Source organism: Pseudomonas agarici, from assembly GCF_900109755.1.
Taxonomy (GTDB): domain Bacteria; phylum Pseudomonadota; class Gammaproteobacteria; order Pseudomonadales; family Pseudomonadaceae; genus Aquipseudomonas; species Aquipseudomonas agarici.
Map to the genome: position 1 here is coordinate 1 of NZ_FOAR01000032.1, position 13546 is coordinate 13546.

Sequence of the window (13546 nt, forward strand, 5' to 3'; positions counted from 1 at the left end):
GCTCGTCAGGTGGTGCAACTGGTGGCCAACGACGAGCATCGTCACAACTTCTCGCTCACCCGTACCGACACTGATTTGTTTGTACCGGGCTGCCATTCCGATGTTGGCGGCGGTTACCTTGCCGTTGTCCACGGAAAACCTGTTGCTGAGCAAACCCGACAGCAGCTTCAGCCCGCCCCAGGAACCCAACGAACATAGCGAGGCTTATCGCCGTACCCAGCAGCGCCTCGAACGTAGCCAAGACTACTGGCAGCATTACATCCCGCACGAGGGGTTGAGCATTGTCACCTGGGACACGGGAACCCAACACCGGCGCCGCGATACCCCAGCACAAAAGCGGGTTTATGCGGCCATCGCGGGCGAACGTCAGGTGCGCGGCGAACTCTCCTTGGTGTACCTGCGGATCATGCGTGAGCTGGGCGTGCGTGCCGGGGTGGCGTTTGATCCCGTTCCAGATACACCAGCCCTCGCCTTGCCTACCGAACTCCAGCCCATCGCCGCCAAGTTGCAGGCCTATGCCTTACATGAGCCCTTCACTCTCCTGAACGCCGAGGATCTCGCGTTGTTGCGCCGCCATTACATTCATCTCTCGGCCCATTGGAATGCCGCCAAAGGATGGAACAACAGCGACCTGGAGGGGGTGTTCATCAACCGTCCCGCCGAGGGTTATCAACGGGCGAAGTACCACCCATGAGTCCGCTTAAGGGCTTGCTGCTGTGCGGCGTGATGGTGTGGTTGAGCGGCTGCGCCCATGGTACCGGGCGCTTGCCGTATGACGCGTGGTACCTGGGGTTGTTCGTCCCCGATTATATGGAGGTGTGGATCGAAACTGCCGATGCGGTGGATATTCAAGACCGAGCCTACCGTCGCGCCATGAGCGGTGTGGCCTCAATCAACAGATCGAAAAACCTCAAGGACGATCCGCGTGGCTGGCCGAAGTTCCCAGGGGCCGGAAAGGGCAAGCTGGTCCTGGGGGCTGATTTACCAAGGCTGATTTATGTGCGCTGGCAATCGCTGGTGGAACCGCAGACTTATGAGGCCTATATCGTTATTCCCGAGACCACCCGGCAGGCCATGCTCAAGGGCGAGAAAACCTACTGCGCATTTGACGGTAAATGGATCACGGATTATCGGAACATGCTGACGGTCGGCCTGGCCCCTGGGGGCATCGCCAGGGTCTGGCTTGGGGGCGCATGCCTGAAACCCATCAACGTGGCACGGGTGCAGGGCTGGGTGGTGAAAGTGGGGCCTTCGGGCGGTAAAAATGATGGCCGGTACGCATTGCCTCTGAAGCCAGCCGCCAAGGAATACATCGAGAAATACGGAATTCCCTATGGTTCGTGGTGATACCGAAGCCACCTGAGACATAAAGACCCGGCATCGGCTCTGCGATGCCCCGGCGGAAAAGCGTGTTTATGCCGCCTCGCGGTTGAGCGTCAAATGCGCGGCGAACTGTCCTGGGTGTGCCTGCGGACCTTTTGTCAGCGCTCTCCTTCACAACCTTCTTGACTCCCCACTCTCGCTCTCTATTATCAGACAACCTGACTAATAGATCTCACTCAATGCTCGTCCTTCAACGTTCCGAATCCCTGGTTCAACGCACTGTCTCGGCCATCCGTGCTGAAATCGACTCTGGCCGGTTCGCCGCCTCTACGCGGATGCCAACCGAGCATGAGCTCGCCGAGCAGCTCCAGGTCAGTCGCTCGGTCATTCGCGAAGCCGTTTCTCAATTGAAAGCCGACGGTGTACTCACTACCCGGCGCGGTTTGGGCTCGTATGTCTCCGAACATCCTGAAGGTAAGGTCTTTCGGTTTCCGGGCGAGGCGGACGGTGTACTGGACCTCGGTCGGTTGTTTGAGATGAGAGTCTGGCTGGAAACACAAGCGGCAGCCGCAGCAGCGCAACGGCGTACCGTTGCCGATTTGAAGTGTCTCGGCAATGCCTTGTCGACAATGCAGTCCAAGAGCGCGGAGCTAAATGCAGCGGCGGCAGCGGACGTGGCGTTTCACCGGGGGATTGTCGCGGCGACGCAAAATACCTATTTCGTGGCGTTTCATGATTTTCTGCGCGGGCAACTGGCCGCCGCCCGACGTGCCGCCTGGGCGAATTCGGCGACCAAGCCCAGCGGTCCGAGCGACGCACATCTTGAGCACCAGGCGATTTTCGAGGCGATCAAGGCACGCGATAGCGTTGCCGCCGCTGAATGCTCGGAACGCCATTTGATCGCGGCAGCGGCTCGGCTTCGGATCTCGATTGATATGCCATCGCTGAAACCACGATAGCGGCTGCAAATCGGCGCTTTTATCGCAGCGTTGTTTAAGCTAGCTTGTCTGACAACCTGATAATATGACCTTTTCAGAACACTAGGCCCATCTGACCCGGTTCACTACGTGAGAGACCTCTATGAAGTATGACTTTTGCATCATTGGTGGCGGCATCGTCGGAATGTCTACGGCGCTGGAATTGACACGTCGCCGGCCTGGCGCATCGATCATCCTACTGGAGAAAGAAACCTCGCTCGCACGGCATCAGACGGGGCATAACAGTGGTGTGATTCACGCCGGGGTATATTACGCGCCGGGCAGTCTCAAGGCAGATCTATGCCGCCGTGGCGCGCAGGCGACGAAGGATTTCTGCACCGAACATGGCATCGCTTTCGATGTGTGCGGAAAGCTGGTGGTGGCCACCAACACGCTGGAAATGACGCGGATGGAAGCGTTGCACGAACGCGCGCAATTGAATGGCCTGACACCGCAACGGATCGACGGTCAGGATCTTTCTGCACTGGAACCTAATATCGTCGGTATCGGTGCATTGCTGATCGACAGTACCGGCATCGTTGACTACAAGGCCATTTGCAACGTGATGGCACGGTTGATCGAGGCAGCGGGTGGCGAGATCCGAATGGGGATCAAGGTCAATTCGATTGTCGAGCGCGGCGATGAGGTGCAGATCGGTTCGACCGAACAACAATGGCAGGCCAAACAGTTGGTCGTCTGCGCCGGATTGCAGTCCGATCGCCTGGCGAAGATGGCGGGGCTGCGCATCGATCATCAGATCGTGCCCTTTCGTGGCGAGTACTACCGCCTGCCACCGTCGAAAAATGAAGTGGTGAAACATCTGATTTATCCGGTGCCGGACCCGCAATTGCCGTTCCTTGGCGTACACCTGACGCGCATGATCGATGGCAGCGTCACCGTGGGTCCTAACGCCGTGCTGGGCTTCGCGCGCGAGGGTTATCCGAAAGCATCGGTCAACCTGGCCGACATCATCGAATTCCTACGTTTCCCCGGTTTTTGGAAGGTCATGCGCGAAAACCTGTCATCAGGCATGACGGAGATGAAGAACTCGCTGTGGAAACGGGGTTATCTGGAGCAGTGCAGAAAATACTGTCCCGAGCTGAGTGTCGAGGACCTGCAGCCTTACGAAGCCGGTATCCGTGCCCAGGCAGTCATGCGCGACGGTACCTTGGTGCACGACTTCTTGTTTGTCGACACCCCGCGCATGTTGCATGTGTGCAATGCGCCCTCACCGGCCGCCACTTGCGCGATTCCAATCGGTGAGATGATTGCCGATAGGCTGCTAAACAACGCTTGATCCGCGAAGATTTAAAGCGGCATAACCAGTCACTGGTTATGCCGGCCATCAAGTCCGTGCGATCAACCGCGGTTCCAGGGCACGGTGAGCACTGAACCACTCTGCGCCTCGGTGATATAAAGCAGGCGCGTGCCATCGGCGGCGGCGGCACCGAGCGCGACATTGGTAGTCTGCGCACCCACCGTGCTTTCGATGGTGTGCGTCAGTTCCCCCAGTCGCGAATAAACGAAGACGCAACCCAAGCCGACATGCGCGACGAACAGGTTGTGCGCCTCGTCCATGCACATGCCATCCGGACCGCCGGGACCGAATTGCGAGCAGAACACGCCGACTTTCGACACTCCGCCATCGGCCATCAACGGCACGCGCCAGACCGCATTGGCCCGCGTCGCCGACACGAACAAGGCGGTCTCGTCAGGTGTCAGGACAATGCCATTCGGACTCGGGACATTGGACAGCAGGCAATCCAGCCGGCCTTCGACCGACAACCGGAATACCCGTCCGCTCGGGTCGTGCATGCCGGTTTGGCCTTGATCGGTGAAATAGACGTCACCGCGAGCCGAAACACACAGGTCGTTGATGCCTTTAAAGCTCTCCGAATAGCGACCGATCAACACCGGCTCGACTGTCCCTGTATCCACATTCAGGCTCAACAGGCCCAGCTTGTAGTCGCAGATCAGCATCCGACCGTCAGGCGCAAAAGCCATTCCATTGGGCCAACCGTCATACTCGACGGCGCAGGTCCAGTCGCCTGCGGGTGAGATGCGAAAAATCCGCCCGTGGGGAATGTCCGTCACATATAGATTGCCGGCAGCATCGAACACCGGCCCTTCCAGAAATGAGTGCAGCTGCGCCCCACCCGCATTTGCGTTGGCCCATGCACTGGGTGTGTGCAAGCGCAGGGATTGCGACACAGAGAACGCGACAGCGCCATGGAGTCGTATCGGTGGCGCAAAGGAAAGATTCATGGATACCCCTCTGAAGACTCGACTCAATGACCGGAAAAGTTCGCCGGGCGTTTCTCATGCCAGGCGGCCTGGCCTTCTTTCAAGTCATTGGAGCGCAGTAAGCGGGCTTCGCAGCGCTTGAAATCGTCGAGATCGAAGTCGCCTCGGGCAAGGGCATTGATTGCACGCTTGGTTTCTTTCAGGGCCAGCGGCGCCAGGCTACTGACACAGTTTGCTAGCGCTGTGACATGCGCATCCAGGGCGTCGGCATCGACCAGGTCGGTGAGGAAGCCAATGCGCAACATTTCTTCGGCATAAACCTTTTCGGCGAGCAGGAACAGTTGCTTGGTCCGGTCGACACCTAACCGCGATACAAAGCGCTTGATCCCAGACGGGTAATAGAGAAGCCCGAGTGCCGCCGCCGGCATGAACATCTCGCTGGCGGCCACACCCACACGGAAATCGCAGGCCAGCGCCAGGTCGATGGAGCCACCATAAACACCGCCATGCAGCCGGGCAATAGTCACCTGCGGCAAGCGCTCAAGGGCCTCGATCACCGGCTCGAAGGGATTTTCGATGATCCCGTCAGGCTGGCTAAGCGCGATGTTCTGGATGCTGCTGATGTCGTATCCGGAACTGAAATAGCGCCCTTCTGACTGCAACACTACCGCCCGTACAGCGCTGTTGGCGGACAAGTGCGTAAAATGGCCCAGCAATACGGCCAGATCGTCATGCTCAATGCGGTTCGCCTGTTTCGGACGCTGCAGCGTGATTCGAGCAATTGATCGATCGATGGTGAGGATCGGCGGCAGAGCTAGATCGGCAAGGTTCATAAAATTACCAATATGGTTGTTATAATTACAGAATCCTAACGTATGATTACGGAAGAGGAAAGAAGTACATGAGTGCAAGCAAGCTACATCCGAATTTCGCTTCAACGATTCGAGAAAAGATTGAGATTGAGATGAGCGAAGGTCGCTATCTGCCAGGTGACCTGCTCGACGAGAAAGCGCTCGCCGAACGCTATGGCGTCTCCCGCACTCCGGTTCGGGAAGCTATCCAGCAGTTGTTGGCGCAAGGCCTTGTGTACAAGGTCGCTCGTCAGGGGGCGTTCGTTTCGAAGCTGTCATCCAAAGAGCTGCTCGCCCTGGTCGAGATGCTCTCTTATATGGAAGGCCTGTGCGCGATGTTGTCGGCGCGCCGTTCGCCCACCGAAACAGTGGCCGAACTGATGATGATGGTCGAAGCCTGCGAACACGCAGCACAACAAAATGATCGCGAAGCGTTCGCCACGGCTAACGCGGAGTTTCACAGGATTTTGTACGCCAGTACCCGCAACGCGCCATTAGCCCAGCAAGTGATGGCGTTGCGTCGGCGCTCTCAGTTGTACCGACGCAACATCTTTCACCAGCCAGGGCGCATGGCGAAATCGGCCGCCGAACACCGGCAAATCGTCGAGCTCATCGCGACCCAGGATGAGAACGGCGCCTTCCGGGCAGCCGTGGATCACATTGCCGTAGCGGGCCAGTCGTTTGCCGAATTTGTAATGACGCTTCCGGACGAGAGTCTCGCCGACTCCGACCGAACTACATGACACCACCCGGAGATACCGCATGGCGCTTTCAGCTTCCCTTGGGCACGGCCCGCTCAAAGATCTTATTGTTGTCGATCTGACCCGATTTCTGTCAGGGCCTTATTGCTCGCTGCTGCTATCGGATCTTGGCGCTCGTGTCATCAAGATCGAGAGCCCAGGCAAGGGAGATGAATCACGCACGGTGCCACCGATCCTGGGTAAGGATTCGCCGTATTTCATGTCGATCAACCGTGGCAAGGAATCGATTGCCCTGGACCTGAAGAACGACGACGACCGTGCCGTGCTGGCAACCATGCTGGAACAGGCAGACATCCTGATTGAGAATTTCCGCCCCGGCATCATGGACAAGCTGGGCTATTCGGCGCAGATGCTCGCTGAACGTTATCCGCGACTGGTATACGCCTCGATCTCAGGCTTTGGCCAGACCGGTCCATGGCGCAACCTGCCCGCCTACGACCTCGTGGTGCAGGCCCTGAGCGGCATGATGAGCATCAATGGCCAGGCCGACGGCCCGCCGACACGAGTCGGCACTTCAATCGGCGACCTCGGTGCCGGCGTCTATGCTGCGCTGAGCGTGGTGTCGGCGATCAATGAACGCCATCGCACAGGGCTCGGCGGGCGGGTCGACATGTCCATGCTCGATTGCCAGGTCGCACTGCTTGAAAGTCATTTTATGCGCTACAGCGTGACCGGCGAAGTGCCAGGCCGCGTGGGCTCGCGCCATCCCCTGATCGTGCCCTTCGATGCTTATGCCTGCGCCGACAGCTATATGGTGGTCTGCACCGTGGGCGACGGGCTCTATCGCCAACTGGTCGAGGCACTGGGTCGTCCGGACCTGATCGACGACGAGCGCTTTTGCACACCCGCCAAGCGACTCGAAAACGAAGTCGCGATGAAGAACGAGTTCGAGACGCTGTTTCGCACCCAGCCACGCAGCCATTGGCTCAAGGTCATCGGCGATGCCGGGGTTCCTTGTGGGCCGATCAACACCATTGCCGACATCGCTACCAGCCCGCAACTCGAAGCCCGTGGATTGTTCGTCGATGTCACCAGCGACAGCGGCTATTCCTTCAAAGCGGTTCGCACTCCGGTGCGCCAACTCGCAAAAGAAGAAGCAGCACAAAGCCAGCGAGCGCCTTCGGTCGACGAACATGGTCCGGCGATTCGCGCTGAGCTGCTAGCCGAAACACACTGACGCTTCACTCCCCATCTACCTCAGACCCGTGTACGCCAAGGGAAGCCGGCGCCGTTCTGCTGTGCTCGACCATCAGCACCGGCCACGGCGGCGGCCACGGATAAAGGAAGTGGGCTCTACCGAACAGCTCTCAAATACAACAATAAAGAGGATAGAAAATGAGCAGCAAAGGCGGGATACCGACTGGATTCAACCTGGGCAACCGTTGGATACAGTTACTACTGGCGATTATCTGTATGGGGCTTGTCGCCAACGTGCAATACAGTTGGACCCTGTTTGTACGGCCTATTCACGAAACCACGGGGTGGTCCGAACTCAGTATCCAAGTGGCATTCACCCTCTTCATCATGGCGGAAACCTGGCTGGTGCCCCTGGAAGGCATGCTGGTGGACCGCTTCGGCCCTCGCCCCGTGATCGCGGGCGGCGCGCTCCTGATCATGATTGCCTGGGTCCTGAACGCTTACACCAACTCCCTTTACATGTTGTACCTGGATTCCCTATTGGCTGGCACCGGCGCGGGCTGTGTCTACGGCACCTGCGTGGGCATCGCGCTCAAATGGTTTCCGGATCGGCGCGGTTTTGCCGGTGGCCTGGCAGCCGCCGGATTCGGGGTCGGTGCGGCATTGACGATTATTCCGATTGCCAACGAAATCACACTGAGTGGTTACCAGCATGCATTCCTGAAGTTCGGCCTGTTGCTCGGCGGCGCGGTGTTCCTGGTTTCGATGCTTATGATCAAACCGGTCAAATCGGATCGAGTCGCCAAGTCTGCGCGTAACGTGCAAGGCAAGCGCGATTACACCACGGTACAGATGATGAAAACGCCGGTGTTCTGGGTCTCTTATCTGATTTTCACCGCAATGTCCGCAGGCGGTCTCATTGCCACGGCACAAATTGCTTCGATTGCTCGTGACTTTGGTATTGCCTCGATACCCATGTCGATCTTCCAGACGGTCATCCCGCTGCTGACCCTGACCCTGTCGATCGACAACCTGGTCAACGGTCTCACCCGACCATTGTGCGGCCTGCTGTCGGATCGCTTCGGTCGTGAAAACACGATGTTCTTCGTCTTCCTGGGCGAAGGTTTGGCGTTGTTGGGAATCATCAAGTTTGGCCATAACCCATATTTGTTCTTGATTTTCGCGCCGCTCATTTACCTGTGCTGGGGTGAAATCTACGCAATCTCGTCTGCCATGATCGGCGACACCTACGGTAGTCGAAACGCGACCGCTAACGCCGGTGCATTGTTCACCACCAAAGGCTTCGCCGCGCTGATTGTGCCGTTCGGCAGTCTACTGCGAGAAATCACCGGTACCTGGGATGCGGTGTTCGTGTTTTGCTCGATCATTGCCGTGTTGTCGGCCATTGCCTCACGCTTTGTCCTGGCGCCGATGCGGCGCAATTTCATTATCACCAGCAATGCTGAGTATGAAGCCAACCCGCCAGACGACAGTCGCGAAACCACTCATATTGCATCACCCAACAGCGGCGCAACGATAGGCGCGCGATAGAAATATCCGACTATTTATGGGTTAACGCCTGCTAGTGGTCTGTGTGGTGAGTTCTATCAGTCAATTTCGGATGCCATAAATCCCTGGCCTGCGTTGCTGTTCTTCGCCATAGCCCGGCTATGACTCGTCACAGCGCCTTGGCCATGGACTTATGGCATCCGAACTTGAACTCACGGACTAAGCGCGCAGCCCACCAGCCAGTCAAACCTGGTAACTCAACACTGAAAACCAACAAGAGTGAAAATTTATGCGTCTTAATCTAAAGACCAAAATGCTGTTCTTGGCAGTGCTCCCGGTGTTGACCTTTGCGGTAGTCATCAGCATCGCGACGGTATTCATGCTCCAGAGCCAGGAGCAGCAAGAGGTCCAGGAAACACGCGAGCGCCTTCTGGCCGATGCCAAAATCACCTTGCAAAACTATGTCGCGGTGGCGATGGGCATGATCAAACCAATCTACGAAGCTTCGGCGCCAGGAGACATGAGCACACGGGCGCAAGTGATAAAGATGCTTTCGGCCATCACCTATGACAAGGAAAGTTATTTCTTCGGTTATGACTCTGAAGCGGTGCGTCTCTTCAAGGGCAGCAGCCCGCAAGACATCGGTAAAAGCTTCAAGGACGCCAGGGACCCCAACGGCCTCTATTTTATTCAGGACCTGGTCGCGGTCGCGAAGGCCGGCACGCATTACACCCAGTACAACTCAACATTACTGGGCAAAACCGAGCTGTTGCCGAAACTGGGTTACAGCCAATGGCTACCCAAATGGGACCTGATGATCGGCACCTCGATTAATCTGGACGGCATTGAGCGGCAAGTCCTCGAGATCCAAACGAAGGCCCACACACGCCTGCAAGACATGCTGCTCAGTATCGTTGGCATCGCTTTGCTGCTGTTGGTGGTGATCGGTATTGTCGGTGCCGTTCTGGCGGGTACGATTGTGCGTCCGCTGCACTTGATGAAAGCCAATCTGGACGACATCGCGGCAGGTGAAGGCGATCTTACTCGCCGCTTGACCGTCACCAGTGGCGATGAATTAGGCGACTTAGCCGCCTCGTTCAACCGTTTTGTCGACAAAATTCATGGTCTGGTCCGGCAAATTGCCGAAATGACCCTGCAATTGACCGGGCTGGTCAGCGCAGTGTCTGACCAGGTCGATCGTTCGGGACAGGCGATGGAGCGCCAGCGCCACGAGACCGATCAGGTGGCGACCGCCATCAACCAAATGTCCGCCGCCGCCCACGAAGTGGCAAAAAACGCACAAGGGGCAGCAGTGGCAGCCCAACAAACCGACGCGGAAGGTCAGGCGGCCAAGCGCGTGGTCAACGGCAACATCAAGCAGATTCACGCCTTGGTTGACGATATTCGTAACAGCGGCACTTCTCTGGACAGCCTGCAAAAAGACGTTTCGTCGATTGTCAGCGTGCTTGGGGTAATTCGCTCCATCGCCGACCAGACTAACTTGCTGGCACTCAACGCCGCCATTGAGGCGGCACGGGCGGGGGAAGCCGGACGTGGTTTTGCGGTCGTGGCTGACGAGGTGCGCGCACTGGCCAGCCGCACTCAGCAGAGTACCCAGGAGATCCAGAGTATGATTGATCGCCTGCAACAGGGTACACAGGGTGCAGTAGAGGCCATGCGCCGCTCCAGCCAGGCCGGTGACGATACGTCAGTGCAAGCCAATGAAGCAGGGGCATCACTGGATACCATTGCGCGGCTGATGAGCACCATCAACTCGATGAACGCACAAATCGCCAGCGCCGCCGAAGAACAGACCGCCGTGGCCGAAGAGATCAACCGTAACATGCATCAGATCGCCGAGGCAGCGGACAGTGTCGCCGATCAGACGCAGCAAAGCGCCCAAACTTCGCGCAGCCTGGCAGACCTGGGTCAACGCCTGGGCAAGCTGGTCGGGCAATTTCGCATCTGATCCAGGCTCCCCTGGAAACCCGATTTCCAAAAAAAAGATACCCGACAGAACACACCAGAGCAGATCGAAAGAACGACTGACAGCCCCGCCGAAACGGGGCTTTGAGCGCTGGCTCAGTGATGGTAGCGCGCGGAAAACTCGTGCACGGCGTGGATAAACGCCCCGGCATGTTCCGGGTCGACTTCCGGGGTGATGCCATGGCCCAAGTTGAACACATGGCCCGAGCCGTCACCGTAGCTGGCGAGGATCCGCGCCACTTCGGCACGGATCGCTTCAGGTTTGGCATACAGCACGGTCGGATCCATGTTGCCTTGCAGCGCGACCTTGGCGCCCACCCGGCGACGGGCCTCGCCCAGATCGCAGGTCCAGTCGAGCCCGAGGGCGTCGGCACCCGCCTCGGCAATGCTTTCCAGCCACAAGCCGCCGTTCTTGGTGAACAGGATCACCGGCACCTGGCGCCCTTCATGTTCGCGGATCAGCCCGCTGACGATCTTGCGCATGTACGCCAGGGAGAACGCCTGATAGGCAGCCGCCGACAGGTTGCCGCCCCAGGTGTCGAAGATCTGCACCGCCTGGGCGCCCGCCAGGATCTGCCCGTTGAGGTACGCAGTGACCGATTGGGCCAACTTGTCCAGCAGCAGGTGCAAGGCCTGCGGGTTGTCGTAGAGCATGGCCTTGGTCTTGCGGAAGTCTTTCGACGAGCCGCCTTCGACCATATAAGTGGCCAGGGTCCAGGGGCTGCCCGAGAAACCGATCAGCGGCACCCGACCGTTGAGTTCACGGCGAATGGTGCTGACTGCGTCCATGACATAACCCAGGTCCTTCTGTGGATCGGGGATCGGCAGCGCTTCGATATCCGCCAGGGTGCTGACGACTTTCTTGAAGCGTGGGCCCTCGCCACTCTCGAAATACAGGCCCTGACCCATGGCATCAGGAATGGTCAGGATGTCGGAGAACAAGATGGCGGCATCCAGCCCCGGATAACGATCCAACGGCTGCAGGGTGACTTCGCAGGCGAATGACGGGTTCATGCACAGGCTCATGAAGTCGCCGGCCTTGGCGCGACTGGCGCGGTATTCAGGCAGGTAGCGACCGGCCTGACGCATCATCCACACGGGAGTGACGTCCACGGGTTGCTTGAGCAGAGCACGCAGAAAACGGTCGTTCTTCAGGGCAGTCATATCGGCATCCGGAAAAAATGTGTGGGCATTTTCTCAGAGCGCGACACAAAAGGCACGGAAAGAGCCGTGCCTTTTGTTTTATCGGTTGAATTTGTCGCGGACGATGACAGTCCTTTAAGCGTCGCAACGCCGCATAGCCGAGCGCAGCAGAGCTTAAAGACCCAGGTAGTCGAGGATTCCTTCGGCGGCATTGCGCCCCTCGAAGATCGCCGTCACCACCAGGTCGGAACCGCGCACCATATCGCCACCGGCAAAGATCTTCGGATGGCTGGTCTGGTGCTTGAACTGCCCCTGCTCCGGCGCCACCACCCGGCCCTGGCTGTCGGTCTGAATGTTGAACTGCTCGAACCACGGCGCCGGGCTCGGGCGGAAACCGAACGCGATAACCACGGCATCCGCCGCAATGATCTCTTCGGAACCCGGGATCGGCTCGGGGCTGCGACGGCCACGGGCATCCGGCTCGCCGAGACGGGTCTCGACCACCTTCACACCTTCGACCTTGTCTTCACCGACAATCGCGATCGGCTGGCGGTTGTAGAGGAACTTCACGCCTTCTTCCTTGGCGTTCTTCACCTCTTTGCGCGAACCGGGCATGTTCGCCTCGTCACGACGATAGGCACAGGTCACCGACTTGGCGCTCTGGCGAATCGAGGTGCGGTTGCAGTCCATCGCCGTATCGCCACCACCGAGTACCACGACCTTCTTGCCCTTCATGTCGACGAAATCTTCCGGCGACTTTTCAAAGCCGAGGTTGCGATTGACGTTGGCGACGAGGAAATCCAGGGCGTCATACACGCCCGGCAGGTCTTCGCCGGCAAAGCCGCCCTTCATGTAGGTGTAGGTGCCCATGCCCATGAACACCGCGTCGTATTCGCCGAGCAGTTGCTCCATGGTCACATCCTTGCCGACCTCGGTATTGAGGCGGAACTCGATGCCCATGCCGCTGAAGACTTCGCGACGATTGCTCAGCACGGTCTTTTCCAACTTGAACTCGGGGATACCGAAGGTCAGCAGGCCGCCGATTTCCGGGTTCTTATCGAAGACCACCGGGGTCACTCCACCGCGCACCAGCACGTCGGCACACCCCAGGCCGGCGGGGCCAGCACCGATGATCGCGACCCGCTTGCCGGTCGGCTTGACCTTGGACATGTCCGGACGCCAGCCCATGGCAAAGGCGGTATCAGTGATGTATTTCTCCACCGAACCGATGGTCACCGCGCCGAAACCGTCGTTGAGGGTGCAGGCACCCTCGCACAGGCGGTCCTGCGGGCACACCCGGCCGCAGACTTCCGGCAAAGTGTTGGTCTGATGGGACAGCTCGGCGGCGGCGAGGATATTGCCCTCGGCCACCAGCTTGAGCCAGTTGGGAATGAAGTTGTGCACCGGGCACTTCCATTCGCAATACGGGTTACCACAACCCAGGCAGCGGTGGGCCTGGTCGGCCGACTGCTGGGGTTTGAAGGGTTCGTAGATTTCCACGAACTCTTTCTTGCGCTGACGCAACAGTTTCTTCTTCGGATCCTTGCGCCCGACATCGATGAACTGGAAGTCGTTACTCAGACGTTCAGCCATTACAAAAACCTCATCAAACTCT

Annotated in this window: 12 protein-coding genes; 8 read left to right on the forward strand and 4 right to left on the reverse strand. The window is 58.4% G+C overall.

Features of this window, described 5'->3' with window-relative positions; genetic code table 11:
* Positions 1-142: 142 nt before the first annotated feature.
* The 4 genes from BMX68_RS22245 (at position 143) to lhgD (ending at position 3597) form a co-directional block, all read left to right on the forward strand.
* Positions 143-694 (forward strand): hypothetical protein, encoded by a 552-nt coding sequence (locus tag BMX68_RS22245; protein ID WP_218145938.1) that lies wholly within the window; start codon positions 143-145, stop codon positions 692-694.
* The gene (locus BMX68_RS22250; RefSeq protein WP_074862630.1) at positions 691-1347 is read left to right on the forward strand and encodes a DUF2931 family protein; all 657 of its coding nucleotides are present in this window, start codon (positions 691-693) and stop codon (positions 1345-1347) included. Before BMX68_RS22245 ends, BMX68_RS22250 begins: the two co-directional genes overlap by 4 nt.
* Positions 1348-1562: 215 nt before the next feature.
* Complete coding sequence (locus tag BMX68_RS22255) at positions 1563-2282, forward strand: FadR/GntR family transcriptional regulator (protein ID WP_017132740.1); 720 nt, start codon at positions 1563-1565, stop codon at positions 2280-2282.
* A gap of 121 nt (positions 2283-2403) precedes the next feature.
* A complete protein-coding gene (lhgD, locus tag BMX68_RS22260) occupies positions 2404-3597 on the forward strand; it encodes an L-2-hydroxyglutarate dehydrogenase (protein WP_017132741.1) in 1194 nt (397 codons plus the stop codon).
* 62 nt (positions 3598-3659) lie between these two features.
* On the opposite strand, the gene BMX68_RS22265 is transcribed toward lhgD, so the two are convergent.
* On the reverse strand, positions 3660-4565 hold the full coding sequence (locus BMX68_RS22265) for an SMP-30/gluconolactonase/LRE family protein (protein ID WP_074862632.1): 906 nt from the start codon (positions 4563-4565) through the stop codon (positions 3660-3662).
* Positions 4566-4588: 23 nt separating this feature from the next.
* A complete protein-coding gene (locus tag BMX68_RS22270; RefSeq protein ID WP_017132743.1) occupies positions 4589-5377 on the reverse strand; it encodes an enoyl-CoA hydratase/isomerase family protein in 789 nt (262 codons plus the stop codon).
* A 68-nt stretch (positions 5378-5445) separates the two neighbouring features.
* On the opposite strand from BMX68_RS22270, the gene BMX68_RS22275 reads away from it, so the two are divergent.
* From BMX68_RS22275 to ctpM, 4 genes are all read left to right on the forward strand, one after another.
* Complete coding sequence (locus tag BMX68_RS22275; protein ID WP_074862634.1) at positions 5446-6138, forward strand: GntR family transcriptional regulator; 693 nt, start codon at positions 5446-5448, stop codon at positions 6136-6138.
* A 19-nt stretch (positions 6139-6157) separates the two neighbouring features.
* The gene (locus BMX68_RS22280; RefSeq protein WP_017132745.1) at positions 6158-7333 is read left to right on the forward strand and encodes a CaiB/BaiF CoA transferase family protein; all 1176 of its coding nucleotides are present in this window, start codon (positions 6158-6160) and stop codon (positions 7331-7333) included.
* A 158-nt stretch (positions 7334-7491) separates the two neighbouring features.
* The gene (gene oxlT, locus BMX68_RS22285; RefSeq protein WP_017132746.1) at positions 7492-8844 is read left to right on the forward strand and encodes an oxalate/formate MFS antiporter; all 1353 of its coding nucleotides are present in this window, start codon (positions 7492-7494) and stop codon (positions 8842-8844) included.
* A 271-nt stretch (positions 8845-9115) separates the two neighbouring features.
* Positions 9116-10771: a methyl-accepting chemotaxis protein CtpM gene (gene ctpM / locus BMX68_RS26830; RefSeq protein WP_017132747.1), complete on the forward strand. Its 1656-nt coding sequence runs from the start codon at positions 9116-9118 to the stop codon at positions 10769-10771.
* A gap of 113 nt (positions 10772-10884) precedes the next feature.
* On the opposite strand, the gene hemE is transcribed toward ctpM, so the two are convergent.
* Both hemE and BMX68_RS22300 read right to left on the reverse strand, forming a co-directional pair.
* A complete protein-coding gene (gene hemE / locus BMX68_RS22295) occupies positions 10885-11952 on the reverse strand; it encodes a uroporphyrinogen decarboxylase (protein ID WP_017132748.1) in 1068 nt (355 codons plus the stop codon).
* A 153-nt stretch (positions 11953-12105) separates the two neighbouring features.
* Positions 12106-13524 carry an FAD-dependent oxidoreductase gene (locus tag BMX68_RS22300; RefSeq protein ID WP_074862637.1) on the reverse strand — a complete coding sequence of 473 codons (1419 nt, stop codon included), beginning with the start codon at positions 13522-13524 and terminating at the stop codon, positions 12106-12108.
* Positions 13525-13546 lie beyond the last annotated feature (22 nt).

Bases quoted from the DNA above. Each gene is read 5' to 3' on its own strand.
- BMX68_RS22250 (WP_074862630.1), top strand. From the start codon at position 691: ATGAGTCCGCTTAAGGGCTTGCTGCTGTGCGGCGTGATGGTGTGGTTG.
- BMX68_RS22255 (WP_017132740.1), top strand. From the start codon at position 1,563: ATGCTCGTCCTTCAACGTTCCGAATCCCTGGTTCAACGCACTGTCTCG.
- lhgD (WP_017132741.1), top strand. From the start codon at position 2,404: ATGAAGTATGACTTTTGCATCATTGGTGGCGGCATCGTCGGAATGTCT.
- BMX68_RS22265 (WP_074862632.1), bottom strand. From the start codon at position 4,565: ATGAATCTTTCCTTTGCGCCACCGATACGACTCCATGGCGCTGTCGCG.
- BMX68_RS22270 (WP_017132743.1), bottom strand. From the start codon at position 5,377: ATGAACCTTGCCGATCTAGCTCTGCCGCCGATCCTCACCATCGATCGA.
- BMX68_RS22275 (WP_074862634.1), top strand. From the start codon at position 5,446: ATGAGTGCAAGCAAGCTACATCCGAATTTCGCTTCAACGATTCGAGAA.
- BMX68_RS22280 (WP_017132745.1), top strand. From the start codon at position 6,158: ATGGCGCTTTCAGCTTCCCTTGGGCACGGCCCGCTCAAAGATCTTATT.
- oxlT (WP_017132746.1), top strand. From the start codon at position 7,492: ATGAGCAGCAAAGGCGGGATACCGACTGGATTCAACCTGGGCAACCGT.
- ctpM (WP_017132747.1), top strand. From the start codon at position 9,116: ATGCTGTTCTTGGCAGTGCTCCCGGTGTTGACCTTTGCGGTAGTCATC.
- hemE (WP_017132748.1), bottom strand. From the start codon at position 11,952: ATGACTGCCCTGAAGAACGACCGTTTTCTGCGTGCTCTGCTCAAGCAA.
- BMX68_RS22300 (WP_074862637.1), bottom strand. From the start codon at position 13,524: ATGGCTGAACGTCTGAGTAACGACTTCCAGTTCATCGATGTCGGGCGC.